We start from the raw sequence: 19,746 nt of genomic DNA, 5'->3' as shown, positions 1-19,746 counted from the left end.
GTGACTTTAGTGTTGTGTGCGATAGCGATTGGTGGCGCTGTTTGTTCTGTGGTTCTGGCAAGGTCAGCGCGTAAGGCGGCAAAAGCTAGCCGGGAAAAAATAGCACAGTCTATAAGTGAAATGAATGAAATACAGAGGCAGATTGAAGAGTGTGAAAGTATTAGGAAGCAGTATAACTATAAGTGGAAGCTACCTAGATAGGGTGATAGAGTACCAAATTATTATGAATAAATCAATAAACAGTGATCAAAGTAACAGACTTGCGAATCAATAACTTAATCAATTACCGCGGTGCGGAAATGTATGTTTACTCCCTTGATAGGGGTGGGCATACATTTTTTAAGATAAATGATATTGCGATCAACAAAGAGACAGGATGTACAATCGATGGTGGCGAAATGGTCTATTCTGGGATTCCGATAACCGCGGAGTGGCTAGGTCGGTTTGGGTTCATCCGTGGGGAAAATGTTGCTAATAGGAATGTGTTTTACAGTACCGGAGCGCATAAATATATATACGCTGTCTATCTCGATGGTGAGGTTTCTCTGAGAGATGTGACAAGTGTTTGCACAGAGGTATTTACCGGAGTTAAGATTGAGTTTGTACACCAATTGCAAAATATGTACTTCGCTTTGGTTGGCGAAGAATTACAGGACGTTGTAAACGCAAAGTGATATCAAAATATGGCAGATCGAACTTCAGCCCGTTTGTTTGGCAAAATATTCACATTGCTTGCTAAAAATCCGACAGATGAACACAAAGAAATAGCCAAAGAGATCTATGGGTTTACTGATGACTATGTTTTTTCGAAGTATCAGATGTGTGTGGATGAGGAATTAATACTCCTTGGACTGGCAAGAAAAGGTATTAGAGATGATTATCCTGAAGATGGAGAAGTAGTTATTTATCACGGAGAATAGCTGAGTTTATGAGAAGTGAATCATGCCGGCAGCTGGTTAAGCAAGTGGAAGAGCGCCAGCGGAAGCCCTTTGAATGGACAATTGACATCGATGGGTTGGAGATATCTCCAGCCGTGAAGCAGCTGATCATAAACCACTATAACGGCAATTTGCCTTTCGGGCTATCTACAGAAGATCACCGGAATGTGGTTTACTTCCTGCCGGCCAATGGAGTGGCTGTGTGGTGTGATGGTGGAACGGTTACCTTAAATGTGTTTCAAACACAGAAGCAGTTCGAAGACTGTGTTAAACTGGTGCTTGTTGCCCACCGGACGTTTTTAGGTGGGCGCCAAATAGCCAGTCATGATCGGTACAAGGAAATATGTGAGCAATTGAGTAGAGGAAGTGAACAAACAGCAACTACGGATATCAGCGCGTAATCAAAGCCGCTGGCATCTGAAACAGGAAATAAAATGGCATCCGCATGTTAAAAAGGCGCTTGATGCCAATGTTGATGCTTTTATAAAGTACGCAAAGGATAATAGTATCCCCGCTGCTGTCGCCATAATTGACACGTTGATCGACATGAAACCAGTTGCTGAAGTCCTTCACGCTCTATACAGAGGGGTGGGGTTAGAGCGTGCCAGGCAGGTCCGGAACTCCCTTACCGGCCAAATGCGGAAATCTGATGACTTTACCCAGTTCATCCTGGATGCCATGTCGCAGTTTTTCTTCAACCTTGGTATCACCTATTCCGTGATGAGCATCATAGCCACCCAAAGGAAGCGGATTTTGGCGTTTATCCTGCAGCATTTCAACCGAGAATTGACTGATGAGCAGCTGAACGATGTACTTAATAATCCAAATTTTATCCGGGAGGCGCTACAGAGAGAACCTGTAAGCCGGTCCGAGGAAGATAAGATATTGCTTGACCTGCGGGTAGAGGCATCTGACCGCGGCCTGCCGGCAATTGTCCGTACAGAGGTAACCCGTGCGCTGAATTACGGGGCATATACTGCCGCGAAGTGGTTGCCTTTTCAGATACGCAAAATATGGCTATCGCTTCATGACTTACGAACCCGCAGAGCGCATAATTCGTCACCTTGGGACCATTGGGAGCCGCTGGGGCAGACTGTGGATCTGGAAGACCCATTTGTAGTGTCAGGAGAGTTGCTAATGTATCCTGGTGATCCTTCCGGATCAAAGCAGAACGTAATAGGCTGCCGCTGTGGGCAGGAGTTCGTCGCGGTAAAGGACGACAGGGGCCGGGTAATAATGAAACCTACAGAGCCAACTGGGATTACCGTTATCCGGCCTGGCGGGATCAGCAATATTACCGGGATCATAACCATATAACAATTTTTATTACCTATTTGGTATTTTAATACCAAATAGGTAATTTTGTTTCAGCGGGCTGATTTTATTCTGATTCCTTCTCTGATTTTTTGCTTCGACCGCCAAACTACCTATCTGCCCATGAAGGCGGTTTTGGAGCACAAAGTTTTCAATCTCAAGACTCTTGATATAGATACCAAGACGCGCAGCGTTAAGGTGGCTATAGCTGAATTGGAAAGCGTTGACCGTGACGGTGACGTGTTTTCCTCTACGGCGTTTGACAAAACGATCAAAGAGCGTGGCCCACAGGGGTCAAATGAGATTTGGCACATGGCAGACCACGGGTACTGCCTCACATCTGCCCTTAGCAAGTTTACCGAGTTATACAAAGAAGGGAAGCATATTGTCGGTATTTCTCCTTACCGCGACACAGCGTTATGGAGGGATACCATTTGGCCGCTATACGAGGCTGGAGATATCAACCAGCACAGTGTTGGCTTCCGTACCATGAAGTTTGCCAAGCGGGCAGACGACGTTCGGGAGATCACCGAGGCAGCCTTATGGGAAGGCTCCGCTGTATTATGGGGCGCCAATCCCTATACCCCAACTTTAGGAGTTACCAAATCTGCTATTACAGCCGAAATTATTGAATCTGAAATCAAACGTTTTGACCTGCTTATTAAGAGCGTCAAGGCTGGACGTTTCAATGAAGATACAAGTTTGCTGCAGCTGGAATTAACCAGGCTTCAGCAGTTTACGATTGACCTATCATCCCATGCCACTCAGCCGGAAATCAAGTCCACTGAGCCGGATAGTGCAAAGGTTCTGATTGACATCCAAAACGAGCTAAAACACACTATCACAGGACTTTTCAACTGAGTGACATGGAAGTAAAAGATATTAAGAAGGCGTTCCAGGAAGAACTGGAGCCAGTTGTAATCGAAGTTAAAGGCGCTAAATCCGCAGCTGAAGAAGCAAAGAAGGCTTCTGATGCCGCTACCGAAGAGGCTAAAAAAGCCGCTGGCAAGGTAGATTCTATCGAAGGCGAAGTGAAGAACTTCAGCATCTGGCAGAAATCAAAAGATGAAGCCGATCAGAAAAACCAGGAAGCCTTGGACAAGCTGATCGAAGACAGCCAAAAGAAAAATGTAGCTGTAGGAACTGAAAGGAAGCATTTCCGCGACCTGCTGGCTGAATCTATTCAGGAAAACGCGGGTGCAATCGAGCAGTTCGCATCTAAGAAAAGCAAAGATGTTGCTTTCCAAATGAAAGCAGTGGGCGACATGACATTGATCAGCCCCACCACATTCCCAACTGCGAATGTATCCGTTACAGATCTCCGCCCGGGTATTATCGAGCAGCCCCGTCGTCGTCTTCATATCCGCCAGTTACTTTCCGGCGGCAGCATGAGTGGGTCCCACTATGCATACGTTAAGGAAATTGCCGGCGAGGGTGCTCCTGCTCCAACCGCCGACGGGGCTGCTAAACCTCGACTTGACCTGCGCCTGCAGGAGGTAAGCGTTCCTGCTGAAACTATCGCCGGTATCGTGAAGGTTTCCCGCAAAATGTTGCGTGATGTTCAGGGTCTAACCACGTTCCTGCAGTCCCGCCTGCCGGAAAAATTGTTGCGCGCAGAAGACGAGCAGTTGCTGAATGGAGATGGTACTTCTCCCAACATCTCCGGTATCACAGACGCCGGCAACTTTACGCCGTTCTCTGGTGCTTCACAGATATGGGTGGAACAGCTGGTTGAAGCGATTACCCAGCTGGAGGAGGCAGACCGTGACGTTAACGGCATCCTGGTACGCCCTGCCGACTACGCAACAATCCTGCTGAACAGAGCATCCGGAAGTGGTGAATATGACCTGCCGCGTGAACTGGTGACCTATGTAAATGGTCAGCTATACGTAAGCGGTGTGCCTGTGTTTAAATCCACCGCTGCCAATCCTGGCCAGTTTATCGTAGGAGACTGGGTAATGGGTGCAAACCTGATCATCCAGGAACCGCCGATCCTGCAGTTCTTTGAACAGGACGAGGACAACGTACAGAAAAACATGGTTACAGTACGCATCGAGGAGACAATCTGCTTCCCGATCTACGGTAACGATTATTTCATCGTAGGTGATTTCTACGGTGCGACTACCTGATCATATTGATAACCGAGGGCTGCTGTCTATTCAGCGGCCCTTATCCCTTGTTCATGGTGAGGAAACAACCGAAGGTGCTGAGGAGCTGGAATCTGAGAAAGTCGATTCAGAACACCCGCCGGAGAAACGCGAAATCAGATCTTTTCACAAGGCCGAGACAACCGGAATCCCGGGAAGATATAGGTCCAACCTCTACGATTGATGTGCAGCAATAAGCTTTTAGACAAGAAGATCACTGTTTCGCCTACCGCGGAACCGGTTACGCTTGACGACGTGAAGCTGTGGGCCAGCATTGATTTCAACGAAAAGGATAATGTACTGACCGGTCTTATTACCGCTGCCCGTCAGTTGCTTGAGGAGAAGTATGATATCGGGATTGTCCGCAAAACGGTTACCGCGATTGTAGATAACTCCTGCGGAGGAATAGAGGTCCCCGGCGCGCCGATAGGGACCGTTACCGGCAAGAATCAAGAAGGAAACTCTGTGGAACTGACGATTATTGGTCTGGATCACAAGTTTATCGAATCTCCATGTAGCTGCTACCTGGAGTTGGAGTATGAAAGCGGGTATGAAGCTGCGGATATACCGGAAGTATTCAGAACCGCAATCAAACAGCAGGTACTATGGATGTTTGAGCACCTTGGTGACGAAAACTTTGATGACACAAAGGTTTCCCCCATGGCCGCTATGAGCTTGAAACCATTTCGTAGGAACGGCACCGGTGTTTATATATGATCAAGACAAGACCAATAGGTCAGCTGGATCGGAGGCTGGAAGCTCAAAAGCTGACAGTCACACAAAACGGCTCCGGAGGATTTACCGAGACATGGGACACGATCTATACGACATGGGCATATATTGGCCCGGTGAAGTCTATGCGTGATATGGTTGCTTTACAGAACGTCCAGGGGAACAGTTACGAGGTCTTTGTTCGGTATACGCCATCACATGAGGTAAGCAAGGATATACGGTTTCTGTATGAGGGTAAAATACTTGTGCTGAACAGTCAACAGGAGTATACAGAAGGCCGTAAACGGTTTGTGAGATTGATTTTAGTAGAGCAAGTGTAATGGGGGCAAAGTTTGCATTCAACTTTACAGGGATTACAGAACTGTTACGGGATGTACAGCATCTTGAGCAGAACGTAATTCAGAACCTGGACAATGAGTTGAAGGCATCAGCTGAAACGATTGTGAACAATGCGAAAGCCATGGCCCCGTCAGAGACCGGCGCACTGAAACAGTCGATCTCCTTTACCCGCAATGGAATCCTTGACTACAACGTCACCGCTGCAGTCCATTATGCACCTTATGTAGAGTTTGGGACCGGTGCTCTCGTAGATGTCCCGGCGGGATTGGAAAGCTACGCTATTCAGTTCAAGGGGAGGGGGATTAAGCAGGTGAATATGCCAGCGCATCCTTATCTCTTCCCGGCGTTTGAACAGGAGCGCAGGTTATTGATAGAGCGGCTGAAAGCAGAATTACTCCGGGCATCATCCAGCGGGATTACAGTGATACGTCCGAGCAGCGGAAGCAATATAACCGGGATAACAACGATATGATAGACTATAACAAACCACTAAGAACAGGATATTTCCAGCGGCTGAACGGCGCTGTTTTTTCCGATTCTCTGGCGGTTCCGGTTTATAGCCAGATGGCTCCAAACGATGCTGTTTACCCTTACATCATCCTGTCTACCCAAACCGGCGTGGAATCATCCACAAAGAACAACCAGGGACAGGACAATACTATTCTGATTGACATCGTCACCGGCTTCATAGGGGCTATAAATGATGAAGTGGCGGATGATATCGCTGATCAGATTTACGGGCTTGTGCATCCGGCGGACAAAAATTTCGTCGATGTCGGGCCTAACCTTCAGATCCTTTCAACTGACCTCCTTCTGGACACTACAGTAGGAGGACAAAACAATACTTACAAGCTGTTTCGCCGGTTAATCCGGTTTGGTCATAAAATACACGAAAGAACTTTCAATTAAGTAACAATGGCAGAACGTAAACCCGAGATAGGGTCGATTGGTGTGTTCATAAGCGCTACGTTATCTGATACTCCGGTGTACATCATAATGGTATGCCAAACTGATTTGACCTTTTCTCGCTCCCGCGATGTGGTAGACGCGAATAGTAAGTGCGGCCCGGACCAACTACCGGCCAACACCATGACTACTGAAATTACTGGCACTTCGCAGATCCTCCTGGGTGACACTGACCAGCCGATTTTCGGCGGCAAAGCGTCCGAAGCCCTGATGGACGAACTGGTACGAAACAGGACTACCATCAACTGGAAGATAGGCCCGCTCAGCGGTATCGAAGTACCAGGTGACGTGGTGAAAGAAGGCACTGGTTTTGTGTCCTCTCTGGATACCAGCTATCCAAATGACGACGTGGCCACATTCGACTTCACCATCACCGCAAAAGGCGACTACACACAAACGATTGAACCAGCAACAACCTAAGATATGCACGGAAAGATTAAGATTACCCTTGGCGGACAGGTTGTTGACTTGTATTTCAACAATTATTCCAAGGCCGAATTAGGCAACCTGTTTGGATTAGATCCAATTGAGGCCGGTATTAAGATCGCGGAAGAGATCAAGGCAAATCATATGCGAGCATGTGCAAAGCTAATTTATTCTGCTCTTATCGGATACTATTCTGCTAAAGACATGGATTGTCCGTACAGTCGTCAGCAAGTGATTGAATGGGCGGCAGAATTAAGTGACGCAGATGTAGTCCAGGTATGGGAATGTTGGAAGAGATCCATAGAGATCCCTCATATTCTTCCACCGGATGCCAATGGAGATAGCAAGTCAGCAGGAAAAAAAAAGAAACATGGGACGGGGTCTTAAACTTCGCCCTTGGGGAACTAGGGCTACGGCGCCATGAGTTTATGTGTATGACATGGTCGGACTACAGCCGAGCATATCAAGGATACTGGATGCGGATGGATAGATTGAAGGAGGGAGCACGTATGGTAGCATATACGCTCATTCAGGTAAACACCAAGAAGGGCAAAAAAGCCCCATCAGCGTCGAAAATATGGCCGCTCCTTACAGATCAAAAGAAAGAAGTTAACACGGTTTTGCCGTCCAAAGAAGAGACGGAGCTGATGAAGAAAAGATATTTCGGCAATGGCAGTCAACCAGGGGTTAAACGTACAACTTAGCGCTGATGCGTCTCAATTCATTTCTACACTTCAGGCGGCATTAGCCCAGGCGCAGGCAGCTGGATCTGGGATGGCAGATGCTGCCAGCTCCATGAGCTCCCTGACTTCAGCGGCCAACGCTGCGACTGCCGCGGCTAACGCTCTAAGTAATTCACTTGCCAGTGCCACACAATCAGGAAATACAGCTGGATCTTCCGCCCAGAACCTTGCCAGTACATTAAGCTTCGTAAATCGTGGTACATCTCAGGTAACAGCATCAATACAAGGATTCAACCATAATCTTTTAGGAACATCGCCTACCATGCGCGCTTTCATTACAGATGCGCAAAATGGCAGAATATCCTTTGTGGGATTAGGTGGGGCACTGACTAATGCAGGTAACGCTGTTACGGGGATGGATCGTTTGATTAGGTCGGTTAGTGCCACTATGGTTGGATTGAACAGAAATGTATCAGCCAATTCTGCGGTGATGAGAGGCTTCATAAATAGTGCTCAACTGGGACAATTGTCATATGTTGGCCTAAATGGAGCGTTGACTAACGCTGGTCGCGCTATCCAAAACATTAGGCGCCCCGCTGCTGCCGGCGGTGCTGCATTGACAGATTTTAGTCGTATCGCGCAAGATTTGCCTTTCGGGTTTATCGCCATTCAAAACAATATTCCCCCTTTAATCGAGAGTCTGGGTCGACTGTCCGCTGCTAATGGTGGCGCTGCTGGTGCCTTAAGGGCACTCGGAGGTGCACTGGTTGGCCCCGCAGGTATCGCATTTGCTGTTTCTGCTATAACATCATTGTTGACTGTCACAATTCAGAAATATGGCGGTCTCGGGAAAGCTATTTCTGAAATATTCGGCACTGTAAGCGATGCGACCCGTGCATTTAGAGCCCATGCCGATGCTATAAAGGGCGCTTCTAATGAGTATGCAAAAGCATATGCACAGATAAGCACTCTGAAAAACAATTTAGAACTGGCTAAAAAGGGTTTCATTGACAAAACGGGAGTAGTAAAGCAGTATAACGAGACGATCGGGAAAACAACTAGTGCTGTAAAAACTCTCGATGAGGTTGAACAGGGATTGGCAAAGAATGCTGATGCTTATATAAAATTTACTTTACTGAAAGCCGCTGCGCAGGTTGCCTTACAAAAGGCTGCAGAACAAGCATTGGCGGCGCAAGAAGTCAGAAGCAAGCCGTCAGAAGATGTTGTGCCTTATATATTTAGTGGATTAAAAGGTAAAGGTAAGGACGCTGAAAAGCTATATGAAAAAGCAGCAACTGCCGAGCGTGAGAAGATTGCAAAAGAAAATGATAAGACACAGGCTCTATTTGAGAAGATAGCAAAAGAATTTCAAGATCAAGCTGCTGACCTAGCAAAGAAGTATAAATTTAACTTTTTTGCAGGAGATATTAAGGATAAGAAGGTGAAAACTACTGAGGATGTCTTAAAGTCACTCGATAAGGAACTGTCTAATATTGACTACCAGGCACAGCTTACCGGCGCATCTTTTGATTCCATTTCTAAAGATAAGGTTACTGCACTACAAAAAGCATTTGAGGAATTGGTTAAACTTGGGCTTACTCCAGCATCTCCTGTACTCAAAAACATAGCTGATCAAATAAATCACATAGGCGCTGCGACCATAGGTACCGAGAAAATAGGAAAACGCTTACAGGAGGTTGGCAAGGCATTTATTATTCGTAAAATTGATCCAGGTGGGTTGCAGAACCTGGATAAATACCAAAATGAATTTAACAAAAGGTATCAAGATACTAGGGATAGGATGCAGTCTAAAATAGACAACACCACTATCACTTGGGGTAAGATAACTGAGCCTTTGGGCGCAGCGACTATTGATTTAAAGGAGCAGTTTTCAGGATTGGCAAATGCGACTGCCTATGGTATTGGCAATGTAATTGCAAGTATTGTTTCTGGAGGTGATTCACTCGGGGCTTCATTATACAAACTTGTTGGTGTTATGGGGCAATTTATCGCTGACTTTGGGAAGGCGCTTATTGCTGCAGCAACTCTTAAAATTATTGCTGAAAAATCACTGTTAGCAAATCCATATGTAGCGTTGGCGGCCGGCATTGGCGCTGTAGCTTTGGGCGAAGTTTTGCGAAATAAAACACCGTCATTCGCGACGGGCGGGGGTATAATTGGCGGCCCACAGCTTGCCATGGTCGGCGATAACCCCGGCCGTGAAGAATACGTTATTCCTTCTGAGGTGCTGGATCGTTTGGGTGGTGGCGGCGCTCGTGTTGTTCGGGTAGTAGGTGTCCTGCGCGGCCAGGATATCGCTTTTGCTAACCAGCGGGCTACCCGCGCAAAAGCCCGGATAAACTAATGCCTTATTTTCACACACATACCTTGTCATTCATCGACAACCATGAGATACACCCAGTTGCATGGCGTGCAGATATATGGGATGATGAAGCCAACGGAGGAGCAACCCCGATCATATTAACTCCTTCAGCCGAACCTTTGGTTCTTGAACGCGTGGATACATCCGATGATAAAGCAACTATTATTATCGGTCAGCAGGCTACACTTCAGTATGAATTTACTGGCGCACCTGACGAGCCGCTGCCTGCACATTTCTTTGATGTAGATGAACGTAGGTTTCGTATTGATGTATACCGAGCCGATGTACTATACGGAAGATATTATGTCAAGCCGGATTCATGCACTTACGAATATAAAGCCCCACCATACACTGTGACTTTAACAGCAGTGGATGGCCTGTCGTTCACTAAAGGAGTAAAATGGGATGCTTATAAGGGGACTGGTCTGATCGACTATCGATGGATGGACCTGTACGACGTGCTTATTACGCGTGGATTGATGCAGGTTATGGAAGATGACATGGAGGTGAATGTAATTAATACCCTCCGTCCGGAGAACATCGGCATAGGTGGTTCCTTTCTCAATGACCTATACGTTCATTCGGACATGTTTTTTGACTTCGCAAAAGGACCGGATGATGTCTATACGGTACTTGAAAAGGTATGCAAGCAGTTCTACCTACGGTTATTCATCGCCCAGAATAAGATATGGATTATCCGGATGCCGGATCTTTTGCGTCCGGCAATCACTGCCGAAAACTATATCCTTGGTATCAAAAACATCATTACGCTTCAAACGGCCCGCAGGACGATCGGAGTTAGCCGGGCAGCAAAAGACGCTACCCCTGTGGATGATTTTGCGAATATCATCATGTTCCCGGCAATAAAGAAGGTCGAATTATCGCTGGATTATCGTTCGTTAAACCGATTGGCGAATTTCGATTGGAGTGTATACCATGACTTTCCGGGGGTTGGTACGCAATTCCAGGACTGGCCAGGTATGATAGCTCCGGATGTTCAGCAACACGGCAGTGGGACAAAAGAAGACCCTTATACAGCCTTTCTTCAGTATAATAGTGCTTCTCCAGGTGAGGACTTTATTATCAACTTTTTTGGGGGTGTTTTTGTCCCTCCGGAGGTGGGATCTCCGCGCCCGGGCGACATAATTCAGCTGTCATTCAAATATAAATTCCGCAATGTAGACGCCTTTAAAATCCGCGTTGTATTGGCGGGGCCGAATCCTGGGCAGAGGTTATACCTTTCTTCTTCAGGTGACTGGACTTATGGACCTGTGGCGGATATTGATATTAGGCGATCTGGGCGCAAGCAAATTGGTAGCTTGGAGATTAAGAGCGTCCCTATTCCAACAAAAATAGGGGAGTTTGAGACATCTAGCCAGCTGGAATTACAAACAAGTATCTACACGCCGACAGATCCTAATACTCTCGATGCCCCTGATTCTGCCCAAGGAGTGGAGATATACCCGATAAAAATAGGGATAATCCCCATGTCATCCGTGGGAAGAAAAATCATCGATACAAACAACGGCCGCTTCTCCAAGCCGCTGGAAGATGAGAAGTTTTACTTTATGGATACCGGACTTAACGGGCTGGCAAATACTATTTCAGTATCCGATACCGGCGTACCATCTGAAAAATGGGCGTCTGAGACGGTTCCGGCGGATAAACTGGATGTAGAGCAGCATTTGGCCGACTCGATCATAGACCAGTATGCCCGACCGGTGTATGGATGGGAGGGTAACTTGTACAGCAACACGATTGAGTTCTGGCACATCTTCTCTTTTGATTATCTGTTTGGACGGCAGTTTGTCCAAACAACAGATCGGTATATAGTTAAAACATGCACCCATGTCACCAACCTGCAGGAGGTATTGCCGGAAAACGGCGCAGATACCACCTACACAGAATTTGACATTGAGGACTCAAACGACGAATAATGCCAATACCTGGTTCAGATTTTATGGCCAGCATCGAAGTTAACGGTGAGATGATCCCGGTGTGCTATGCTACCGACTGCCAGATCTCGCAGACTTTCGACACGCGAGAAATCAGCGGACCACAGTCCCGGTGGCGTGATTATATACCGGACTACATGGGATATACTATTGACATGCCGGTCCTACTGGTTTATACGGAAGCATACAACTTCCTGGATTTCCAGAAAGCAGGGCAAAGCGGCACCCGGTTGAAATGGGCGGCAAGTGCCTTTGAAAACGGAGGTATCGTTCATTCCGGAGAAATCCTGTTGACGAGCCTCAACCTCACTTCCCAGATGCGGGATGTGGTCAAATTCGACGTATCTGCCATTGGTTGCGGAGAGCTGAAGACTGAAGCGAAACCAATCCAGAAAGTAGTTTACCTATCAGATTTTAGCAAGAAAATGCTTGTTGGATGTCCGAATCCGTATCCGCTTTCCGTGTTCTGGTATGACTTTACGCTTATCGGACCGGCAACAAACCCGGATGATGTCATACAGATTTTCAACGATTATTCCGCCAACCACGGCAATTATTATAGGCTGATTAGCTCTGTCGATGGCGGGTGCTATTTCAATATGGAAATAGAGTATAACGCTCCGCAGCCATTCCCGATAACCGTTTTCGCTCAGCAGGGGGCGTCCTTCGCTATCAGCTCAGATCAAACTTTAGATAATGTGATTAGTATGGATCAGGATATGGACAATGTATTAACGCCTATTGCGTAATGAAACCGAATGTAGACATAGTGAATTTGGTGGCCATTCAGGAACTGGCCGATGTGAGCTTACCTGCACTATCGGATTATCTGGCCATAGGTAAGGCCACGGATTTGTTAGGTAAGCGAATTTCCGTTAATGACCTGGCGCAGCTTATATCCTCTGTCCTTGGTAGTGGCACACTGATCCCATCCCGGCGCTATAAGGTTACCGGAAGCACTCCAGGATCAGTGCCGCCAGGGGCTTCTATCATCGTAAATGGCGACGGGCAGGGCGAAATTGATGATCCGTTTTTGGATGGTAAGTTTTACGAAGTACACCGTAACGGATTGCTTATTCCTAAAGGTGTATTGTGGGACAATACTGTAGTTGGGGGTGGTATTGTACTACTTCAGCCTGGAGATATATTTTCAGCAGATGAAGAAGTAATTATCTCCTTTGATCCTCAGTTCAGCGCATATATACCCACTCCTGACGCCATAGCGCGCTTTACTAATGGAGAACAGATAATTACGTCCAGCTCAACCATTACAGGTGGCATGTTCCGCAAATTGATTGTTTTGCAGGGGGCATCAGCGATTCTTACTGTGGGTTTGCCGTCAGCAGCAGCCTATCCGCAAAATGTGATTTTGGCAATCACTTCAAACGGTGGCGTGCACCGGCAGGCTACACTTACCTGTGCTGGTTCAGACACAATTGCGTTCAATAACACAACATGGCCTTCATTTTATCTGGGGCAGAATGATCAGATACTGCTGATCCCTAACGCTGCCGGCAATGGATGGCGCATTGTGCATTATTCAGGGAGTGATAGATTTAATCGCATCGGAACAGTGGATTTCGGATATCTGAAGGGGCCTAACCAGTTTATTGCAACAACAGACACTCCTGTTTTACGCACCGAATATCCCGGAGTGTGGGCATGGGTTCAGAGACTGGCAGCCGCGCAGCCTGCGGCAGTGGTAGATAATGCCACCTGGCTATTGAACAAAGGTTTATGGGGGACAGGAGACGGATCAACGACTTTCAACTTCCCGAATCTTTCCGGGCGATTTCCGCGTTACTTAGACCCTTCTGGATCGGTAGACGTTGATCGTTCAGCAGCGGGACAATCTAACCTTACAGGTAGCCTGCAGGATGATTTATTTAAAAGCCATTCGCATATGTATAATAGAACACCAGGGACACCAGGATCGCATGGTTGGGCAATATCAGGAAATAATGATTTTGATAATGTATATGAAGCCACATCATCTACTGGTGGAAATGAAACAAGAGGTAAAAACGTAGGCGCTTTGCCGCTAATTAATTATTGACATGAAGAGAATAGTAAATGTAATAATAGTGCTGTTATTGGCGTGCACCGCATCAGCACAGACGTATCAGAACAGGCCGGAATATGGTTGGAGGTTCAAGAATATCATTGTAGATAGCACATTGAATCTGCCGCGTGATACTGTAATGCGAAGCAATCTAGCTGTTCCGGGAGCAATAGTATACCAGCTTTCTGACAGCAGCTTGTATACATGGAATGGGTCCTGGTGGAATAAAATTGTTTCTGCCTCGCAGATTACAGCTCTGGACTCCGCGCGTCGTAGTAACGATACCCTTTACTTCCGCCTCACATCTGGAGGGGAGCTGGCTATTAAGATGACCGGAATCCCGCAGGCTAACATCAACGCGTTGCCGGACTCCCTGCTGAACAAACCGACCTACGGCGCAGCAGACTTGCGGTACATCCGTAACCAGATCACGGCGCCACAGGCAGGGCCAGGATTTAATATTAATGGTCAGGCAATCATAACGCGGCCGACATATGGATTCGGAGATTATCTAACATTTGTTGCCGGCATGACTGGCACTGACACGAGCTATATAGGCCCTACCACCAGCGCTACAGGTGGATTAGGATTTAAGATGAACCGAGCAGCAGACTTCCGTTTTTACGATTTGAGTTCTACCATATTTCAGATTAAAAGAGATACTGTTACAAACATAACGGGGGTTTTCAGTATGCAAAATGCGGCTGGCAATCACGTACTTTTTGGAACTCCAGGGCAATTTAAGCCTACCTATTCCGGCCGAAGCCCGGGCAGCAGACTTGTGTTTTACCCACATATGGGGACTAATAGCGTCGATAAGGCTATCGGAGTGGATAGCACAGAATTGTGGGCCAGCGTCGATTCAGTGGGCACTAAATATTCCTTCGGATGGTATGCCGGCACGCAGAAGCTGGCCAACCTCCGGGGCGACAGTTTATTGACTGCCTATAAGCTACAGCTGTACAATGCTAATACCGGAGCAGGACGGGCGATCGTCGGTGACGCGGCTGGAAACATGGACTGGGGAAAGATCGGGGAAGTGGATACAGTGCAGGCGCTAAACAGCTTTTACTCATATACCGGACGGGCTAACTTGCTGTACTGGATAGATACCACTCGCGGCGGGTTATTTTACCGTATTGCAGGGCCGGCAGTTGCCGACACTGGCGTGATTATCCCCGGCGCTGCTGGTGGGTATTGGAAACGCATATACGACAAGCATACGGTCAAAGTTGACTGGTGGGGGCCGGCGAGGGACGGGATAACCGACGACCTGCGTATCATACAGAAAGCTCTCGACTTCGGCGCCACAAACGTGGTGTTAGGCAACGGCTCATATGCAATCAGTTACCAGGTGAATTTACGTGACGGCGTAAACCTGTCTGGTCAGGGGATTGATAAAACTATTATCGTTGCTTTACCCTCAACCGCTAACCCTCCACCAGTTGGGCCGCCGGACACATGGGCGTTATACGGAGAAGGAACTGTTACGCAGCTTCCGAACCTTACATCCGTTGCGAAGACACAGGATACCAGCATTGCACTCGTATCCTCAACCTCTCTGAATGCAAACGACCTGATTATGATCGGTGACACAGCGAGTTATAGTTATAGTTCATATCGCTATTTCTACAAGCAAGGAGAGTACTTTTTTACCACCAAATCCAGCACCGGCAGCACCGCCTACGTGCAAGGTGGTTTATTCGGGAACTATCCGACCGCCAGCACCAGCGTTTATAAAGTAACGCCGATTAAAGGCAGCATATCCAACCTCACAGTTGACAGCCGGAATTACACAATCGGCATAGGTATAAAGCACGGATTAGGTTACAATGTATATAACGTAAAGAGCATAAACGGCAACCGTGGCAATATAAACTACTACTTCTGCATAAACAGCGGGATCCGTGACTGCTACGCATCGATGAACCAGCAAAGCATCAATCCCTACGGGCTACTGATCGCAAACTCACAGAATATTACCATAGAACGCAACTACGCCTACGCAACCCGGCACGGTATCAGCGTCGGCAGCATGGCATCATATCCGCTCGTTAACCGCGGTATCCGCGTAATAAATAACACCTTTGCCGACTCTACGAATAGCGGAGGAAATGGTGCGGTGGATTTCCACGGAAACGTGGAGGGGTCGGTTATCGCAAACAACACAGTGTACGGGTCTATTAGCGCCGGGGGAGGGAATAACATGATTTCGGGTAACACTATATATCTCGGAAACCACTCTAACCGAGCGATATTCCTGTATGAAGTGCGGGACGCGAACTACGATATAAAGGACAACAATGTTACTTTCAGTTCCGGCACATACGACTTACTCGGTTCGGGATTCAACTTTTCAGGCGCCGGCGGGGAGGCTATCGGTGGAACACTGCGTATCACCGGCAACAGGTTTACTTACCTGAACTCGGCTACAGCAACAAATACAATATATACGTACTACAATCTCGCAACTGCTAACATCAACGTGTACATTAGCGGAAATACGATCGTACACCAGCCCAACACGCTAGCCAATATGGGGGCTGCTGCACTGGGGTTGAATGGAACCTCGCGTTTCAATACCATTACGATAACCAACAACGTATTCAAATATGCAGGTATCCGAGCCGACTACTCGCGGAATGTACAGATCCGAAGCAATACGCTGGATAGTAGTAATACTTATGCGGTGCTTTCAAGCAACAACGGGTCTGTTGATATTTCCAGCAACCACGCGGAAGGTTACGGTTACGCCGGTACTGCAAATACCGGCTTCTTAGTATCGAACACAGGGCGCGTATGGTTCAATAATAATTATGGGGGCAGCAATGCCGCATCACACGCCTACCGGGCAGTTTTCAGCAGTGATACATCGCTTCAGATAGGGGTGAATAACTTGTACGGATCTACTAACTCTGCATATAGCATCAGCGGCAGCACAACAGCGCAGAATAATATATTCCCTTCCGGTTACTTGGGAGTTGGGGTCAATCCTGCCAGCACCCTGCAATCAGGAGGATCTTTTGGCGCTACAACTTCGAGCATTTCGACCAGTACGACGTTAGGGGAAGTTACTACCGTTTTCATAACCGCCAGCGGCATTACGGTTACCCTGCCAGCGGCGGCCACCTACCCGAATCGCATCTACAAGATACGCAATACAACAGCTGGTAGCTGCACGATATCATCCGTGAGCATAGATGGTTCAGGGACTACTACTTTCCCTGCAAATACAACATGGGAGGTACAGTCTGACGGCGCTGGATGGAAATTACTTTCACGATCAAACTAAAAACACAATCATATGAAACAACTTCTTTTAGGAAAATCAACATGGACATCTGTCGTGGGCTACCTTTTGGCAGCTCTGATGGTAATCGACGAAATGATCAAGGCAGGTGAAACAGGCTACGTCAAAATAGGTATTGCTGCTTTGATCGCGGTGCTTGGACGTATTTCAGCTGACGCCGGCAAGGCAACGCCGAAAACCATGGACGGCCCTGGTGGCCCGTTGCCTCCTCCTGTTAAAAATCCGCCGCCTGCAGAATGAAACGAAAAGACGGCATATTAATCCTGTTGGCTTTGTCCTGGCCTCTTTCCTGCCTACACCAGTTGTGGCGGGGGGGGCAGGATATTGTCTATTGGTTCTATCCTACGGGTATGTGGGACGGGAAACAGTGGTACTTCTACCATGTATTCGGAATGCTGTCTTACCTGCTGATTTTCATAGCGATGTGGCTGTATGTAGCAAGCAACGGGCGCCGAGACAAGGACGTACTGACGCTTCTATCTGCTTTGGCGATTAATCAGGCCGTGGATATCCCGCACTATCTTATCTGTCGCCGGCAGTGTTTGTGGGTGGTTGCGGCGCAGGGGATTCTATTCCTTTTTGCCTGCTTTAGAGTACTAAAAAATAACCGAAAAAGATGAACGCGCAATTAAAAGTATGGCATCTGCTCAGCGCTATAGTAGCATTCATAATCGCTGTTGGTACGTTGATATTTAATACCGGTGCGATGGTTGCAAAAACAGAAGTTCGTGTAACGAATCTGGAAAGCTGGAAAGCGGTTTTCCTTTCCGACTATCGGGAGGACATGAAGGAGATGAACCGCAAGCAGGATGCCATTATGAAGTCGCAGGGGGAAATCCTGCTGCTATTACAAAGCAAAGCTGACAAGAAATGAAAAAGCTACTTAACAAGCCGATCAGCTGGGGAGATGCGACGGGACTGTACAGTCTCTTTCTGTTTCTCTTTTCGTTATTGCTGCTGATGTTTTCCGGCTGCATGACAACCAACAAGGCCCGGAAGATATTCGACCGGAATCCGGGAGGCTTCGCGGACCTGTCGATAAAGCACTTCCCCTGCATCCCGGACAGCGCTGGCAAGTTTCTGCGGTACAAGCCTGCCGGCAATATTGACTATACCGGCGCGCTGGATTCCGTAAAGCGGTCCGGCGACAGCCTGCTGGCCGAACTTGCCCGGGCCAGACAGTACGCCGCTGACAGCATCGGCCGACAGTGTGCCGACTTGGTAGACCGATATAGGCGGCAGGTGAGCGGTTTGGCTGCCACCCTGGATAGCCTGCAGAAGAACTACCGGCCGCCGGTGCCCGACACAGTAGGCGTTCCTTACCCGGTGAAGAGTACCGCAGAGATGACACTCATAGCACAGCTGCGGGATTCCCTGGTGGAGAAAGGCCGGCAAATCAGCCAGCTGAAGATTGAAAACGCCGACCAGCGGGCCACTATCTCAGAGAAGAAACGACAGATCATCCTACACTGGGCGGCCCATGTTGGCGTATTGGTGTTGCTTGGAGTGTGGGTTTACGTTAAATCAAGATTCAAGATATTATGAAAAATTATTATAGCGAAAAGCCGATCGTCCCTTACAAACGCACACAGGTGGAAATGCCGGTGGTGATCCAGGAGATTAAGAAAACCGACTTTCCGGTAGAGGTGAAGCGGGCGGCGTATATGGTTTTCCGGAAGGAGAGCGGCAATGGGATGTCTGGGATCAATTTCAACTTTTCCGGGCTACAGGCCGATGCCGGCAGATGGCCGGCACAGTATGACCGGCTTATCTCCGGCGTGGTGCAAACGAAAGAAAACGGAACTGGTAAGGTTAGATTGTTCATTGCCTTTAACAATCTGGCGGATAGTCTCTTTATGCTCATGGATAGACTACAGGCCCGTGGCCTATTCGTTGGTAGCCATGTAGACATGCCGAAACTGAAAATCAACATGGCCATTTCCAACATCGACCAGTTTGCACGCGCCTACAAAAAGTGCTGGGCAGCCGGCAGTAATGCTGCTGAGCCTACTGGGGATGACCTGAAAGGGTTTCGGAGCATGTACAAACAGGCGATCACCATATTCCCGTAACGCACATACGCTGCGCACCGGTGCGCCATCTTCGCACTGGTTACCGCCCGACGCCGCGATAAAGGCCGCGTTGAAGAATCCGTCCGAGGGCGGATTTTTTTGTGCCTTGGATAGACATCCAGGGCGTTTTAACATTCATTTATTATGGATTAATGTCATATCCAGCCCATTGCCTTGCCGATAGCCACAAGCCACACAAGGATCGGTAATACAAAAGCTATTGATAACAGGTACAGCATTTTTTCATCGTCGGGATCGTGGCGCATATTTGAGGGAGTTTACGGGTTAAAACTCCGCGCGGGAAACAAAAAAAGCGCGGGTCTCTTACAGTGCCCGCACTCGCCGACCAAAGCAAGGAAACGGACAAAGAAGAGCCCGCGCACAAAGGTCGCGGGCCTCACTTCTTTTCCTGTTTCCTT

22 protein-coding genes are annotated in these 19,746 nt (G+C 47.9%); all 22 read left to right on the top strand.

Annotation, left to right across the window (positions count from 1 at the left end):
- Nucleotides 1–242 precede the first annotated feature (242 nt).
- The 22 genes from B5D63_RS19665 to B5D63_RS19555 all read left to right on the top strand — a co-directional run bounded on the left by B5D63_RS19665 (nt 243) and on the right by B5D63_RS19555 (nt 19,327).
- Nucleotides 243–674 (top strand): hypothetical protein, encoded by a 432-nt coding sequence (locus B5D63_RS19665; protein WP_143312999.1) that lies wholly within the window; start codon nt 243–245, stop codon nt 672–674.
- A gap of 9 nt (nt 675–683) precedes the next feature.
- A complete protein-coding gene (locus tag B5D63_RS19660; RefSeq protein WP_078670553.1) occupies nt 684–920 on the top strand; it encodes a hypothetical protein in 237 nt (78 codons plus the stop codon).
- A gap of 8 nt (nt 921–928) precedes the next feature.
- Nucleotides 929–1,339 (top strand): hypothetical protein, encoded by a 411-nt coding sequence (locus B5D63_RS19655; RefSeq protein ID WP_078670552.1) that lies wholly within the window; start codon nt 929–931, stop codon nt 1,337–1,339.
- On the top strand, nt 1,305–2,255 hold the full coding sequence (locus tag B5D63_RS19650) for a hypothetical protein (protein WP_078670551.1): 951 nt from the start codon (nt 1,305–1,307) through the stop codon (nt 2,253–2,255). Before B5D63_RS19655 ends, B5D63_RS19650 begins: the two co-directional genes overlap by 35 nt.
- A gap of 120 nt (nt 2,256–2,375) precedes the next feature.
- Nucleotides 2,376–3,113 (top strand): HK97 family phage prohead protease, encoded by a 738-nt coding sequence (locus B5D63_RS19645; protein ID WP_143312998.1) that lies wholly within the window; start codon nt 2,376–2,378, stop codon nt 3,111–3,113.
- 5 nt (nt 3,114–3,118) lie between these two features.
- On the top strand, nt 3,119–4,381 hold the full coding sequence (locus B5D63_RS19640) for a phage major capsid protein (protein ID WP_078670549.1): 1,263 nt from the start codon (nt 3,119–3,121) through the stop codon (nt 4,379–4,381).
- 201 nt (nt 4,382–4,582) lie between these two features.
- The gene (locus tag B5D63_RS19635) at nt 4,583–5,116 is read left to right on the top strand and encodes a phage head-tail connector protein (protein WP_078670548.1); all 534 of its coding nucleotides are present in this window, start codon (nt 4,583–4,585) and stop codon (nt 5,114–5,116) included.
- On the top strand, nt 5,113–5,451 hold the full coding sequence (locus B5D63_RS35800; protein WP_078670547.1) for a phage head closure protein: 339 nt from the start codon (nt 5,113–5,115) through the stop codon (nt 5,449–5,451). The genes B5D63_RS19635 and B5D63_RS35800 overlap by 4 nt, the downstream gene beginning before the upstream one ends.
- Nucleotides 5,451–5,942, top strand: a complete 492-nt coding sequence (locus tag B5D63_RS19625) for an HK97-gp10 family putative phage morphogenesis protein (RefSeq protein ID WP_078670546.1) — start codon at nt 5,451–5,453, stop codon at nt 5,940–5,942. Before B5D63_RS35800 ends, B5D63_RS19625 begins: the two co-directional genes overlap by 1 nt.
- Nucleotides 5,939–6,379, top strand: coding sequence for a gp17 family tail completion protein (locus B5D63_RS19620; RefSeq protein ID WP_078670545.1), 441 nt, complete (start codon nt 5,939–5,941; stop codon nt 6,377–6,379). Before B5D63_RS19625 ends, B5D63_RS19620 begins: the two co-directional genes overlap by 4 nt.
- A 6-nt stretch (nt 6,380–6,385) precedes the next feature.
- Entirely contained in the window at nt 6,386–6,856 is a 471-nt protein-coding gene (locus B5D63_RS19615; protein ID WP_078670544.1) for a phage tail tube protein, read from the top strand.
- Nucleotides 6,857–6,859: 3 nt separating this feature from the next.
- A complete protein-coding gene (locus B5D63_RS19610) occupies nt 6,860–7,249 on the top strand; it encodes a hypothetical protein (RefSeq protein ID WP_078670543.1) in 390 nt (129 codons plus the stop codon).
- A gap of 282 nt (nt 7,250–7,531) precedes the next feature.
- On the top strand, nt 7,532–9,910 hold the full coding sequence (locus tag B5D63_RS19600; protein ID WP_078670541.1) for a hypothetical protein: 2,379 nt from the start codon (nt 7,532–7,534) through the stop codon (nt 9,908–9,910).
- A complete protein-coding gene (locus B5D63_RS19595) occupies nt 9,910–11,865 on the top strand; it encodes a hypothetical protein (RefSeq protein ID WP_078670540.1) in 1,956 nt (651 codons plus the stop codon). Before B5D63_RS19600 ends, B5D63_RS19595 begins: the two co-directional genes overlap by 1 nt.
- 23 nt (nt 11,866–11,888) lie before the next feature.
- Entirely contained in the window at nt 11,889–12,632 is a 744-nt protein-coding gene (locus tag B5D63_RS19590; RefSeq protein ID WP_143312997.1) for a hypothetical protein, read from the top strand.
- Nucleotides 12,632–13,939, top strand: a complete 1,308-nt coding sequence (locus B5D63_RS19585; protein WP_078670538.1) for a phage tail protein — start codon at nt 12,632–12,634, stop codon at nt 13,937–13,939. Before B5D63_RS19590 ends, B5D63_RS19585 begins: the two co-directional genes overlap by 1 nt.
- A gap of 1 nt (nt 13,940) precedes the next feature.
- Nucleotides 13,941–17,237, top strand: coding sequence for a phage tailspike polysaccharide lyase family protein (locus B5D63_RS19580; RefSeq protein ID WP_143312996.1), 3,297 nt, complete (start codon nt 13,941–13,943; stop codon nt 17,235–17,237).
- Between the two features lie 12 nt (nt 17,238–17,249).
- Entirely contained in the window at nt 17,250–17,495 is a 246-nt protein-coding gene (locus tag B5D63_RS19575; RefSeq protein WP_078670536.1) for a hypothetical protein, read from the top strand.
- Entirely contained in the window at nt 17,492–17,875 is a 384-nt protein-coding gene (locus B5D63_RS19570) for a hypothetical protein (protein WP_078670535.1), read from the top strand. The genes B5D63_RS19575 and B5D63_RS19570 overlap by 4 nt, the downstream gene beginning before the upstream one ends.
- Nucleotides 17,872–18,129 carry a hypothetical protein gene (locus B5D63_RS19565; RefSeq protein WP_078670534.1) on the top strand — a complete coding sequence of 86 codons (258 nt, stop codon included), beginning with the start codon at nt 17,872–17,874 and terminating at the stop codon, nt 18,127–18,129. The genes B5D63_RS19570 and B5D63_RS19565 overlap by 4 nt, the downstream gene beginning before the upstream one ends.
- Nucleotides 18,126–18,800, top strand: coding sequence for a hypothetical protein (locus B5D63_RS19560; protein WP_078670533.1), 675 nt, complete (start codon nt 18,126–18,128; stop codon nt 18,798–18,800). Before B5D63_RS19565 ends, B5D63_RS19560 begins: the two co-directional genes overlap by 4 nt.
- A complete protein-coding gene (locus B5D63_RS19555; protein ID WP_078670532.1) occupies nt 18,797–19,327 on the top strand; it encodes a hypothetical protein in 531 nt (176 codons plus the stop codon). Before B5D63_RS19560 ends, B5D63_RS19555 begins: the two co-directional genes overlap by 4 nt.
- Nucleotides 19,328–19,746: the final 419 nt, after the last annotated feature.

The sequence above is a fragment of the Chitinophaga eiseniae genome, from assembly GCF_900167135.1.
In the GTDB taxonomy this organism is placed as follows: domain Bacteria; phylum Bacteroidota; class Bacteroidia; order Chitinophagales; family Chitinophagaceae; genus Chitinophaga; species Chitinophaga eiseniae.
The sequence above is the reverse complement of the archived record's forward strand: the minus strand, read 5'-3'. Positions and strand labels throughout refer to the sequence as shown.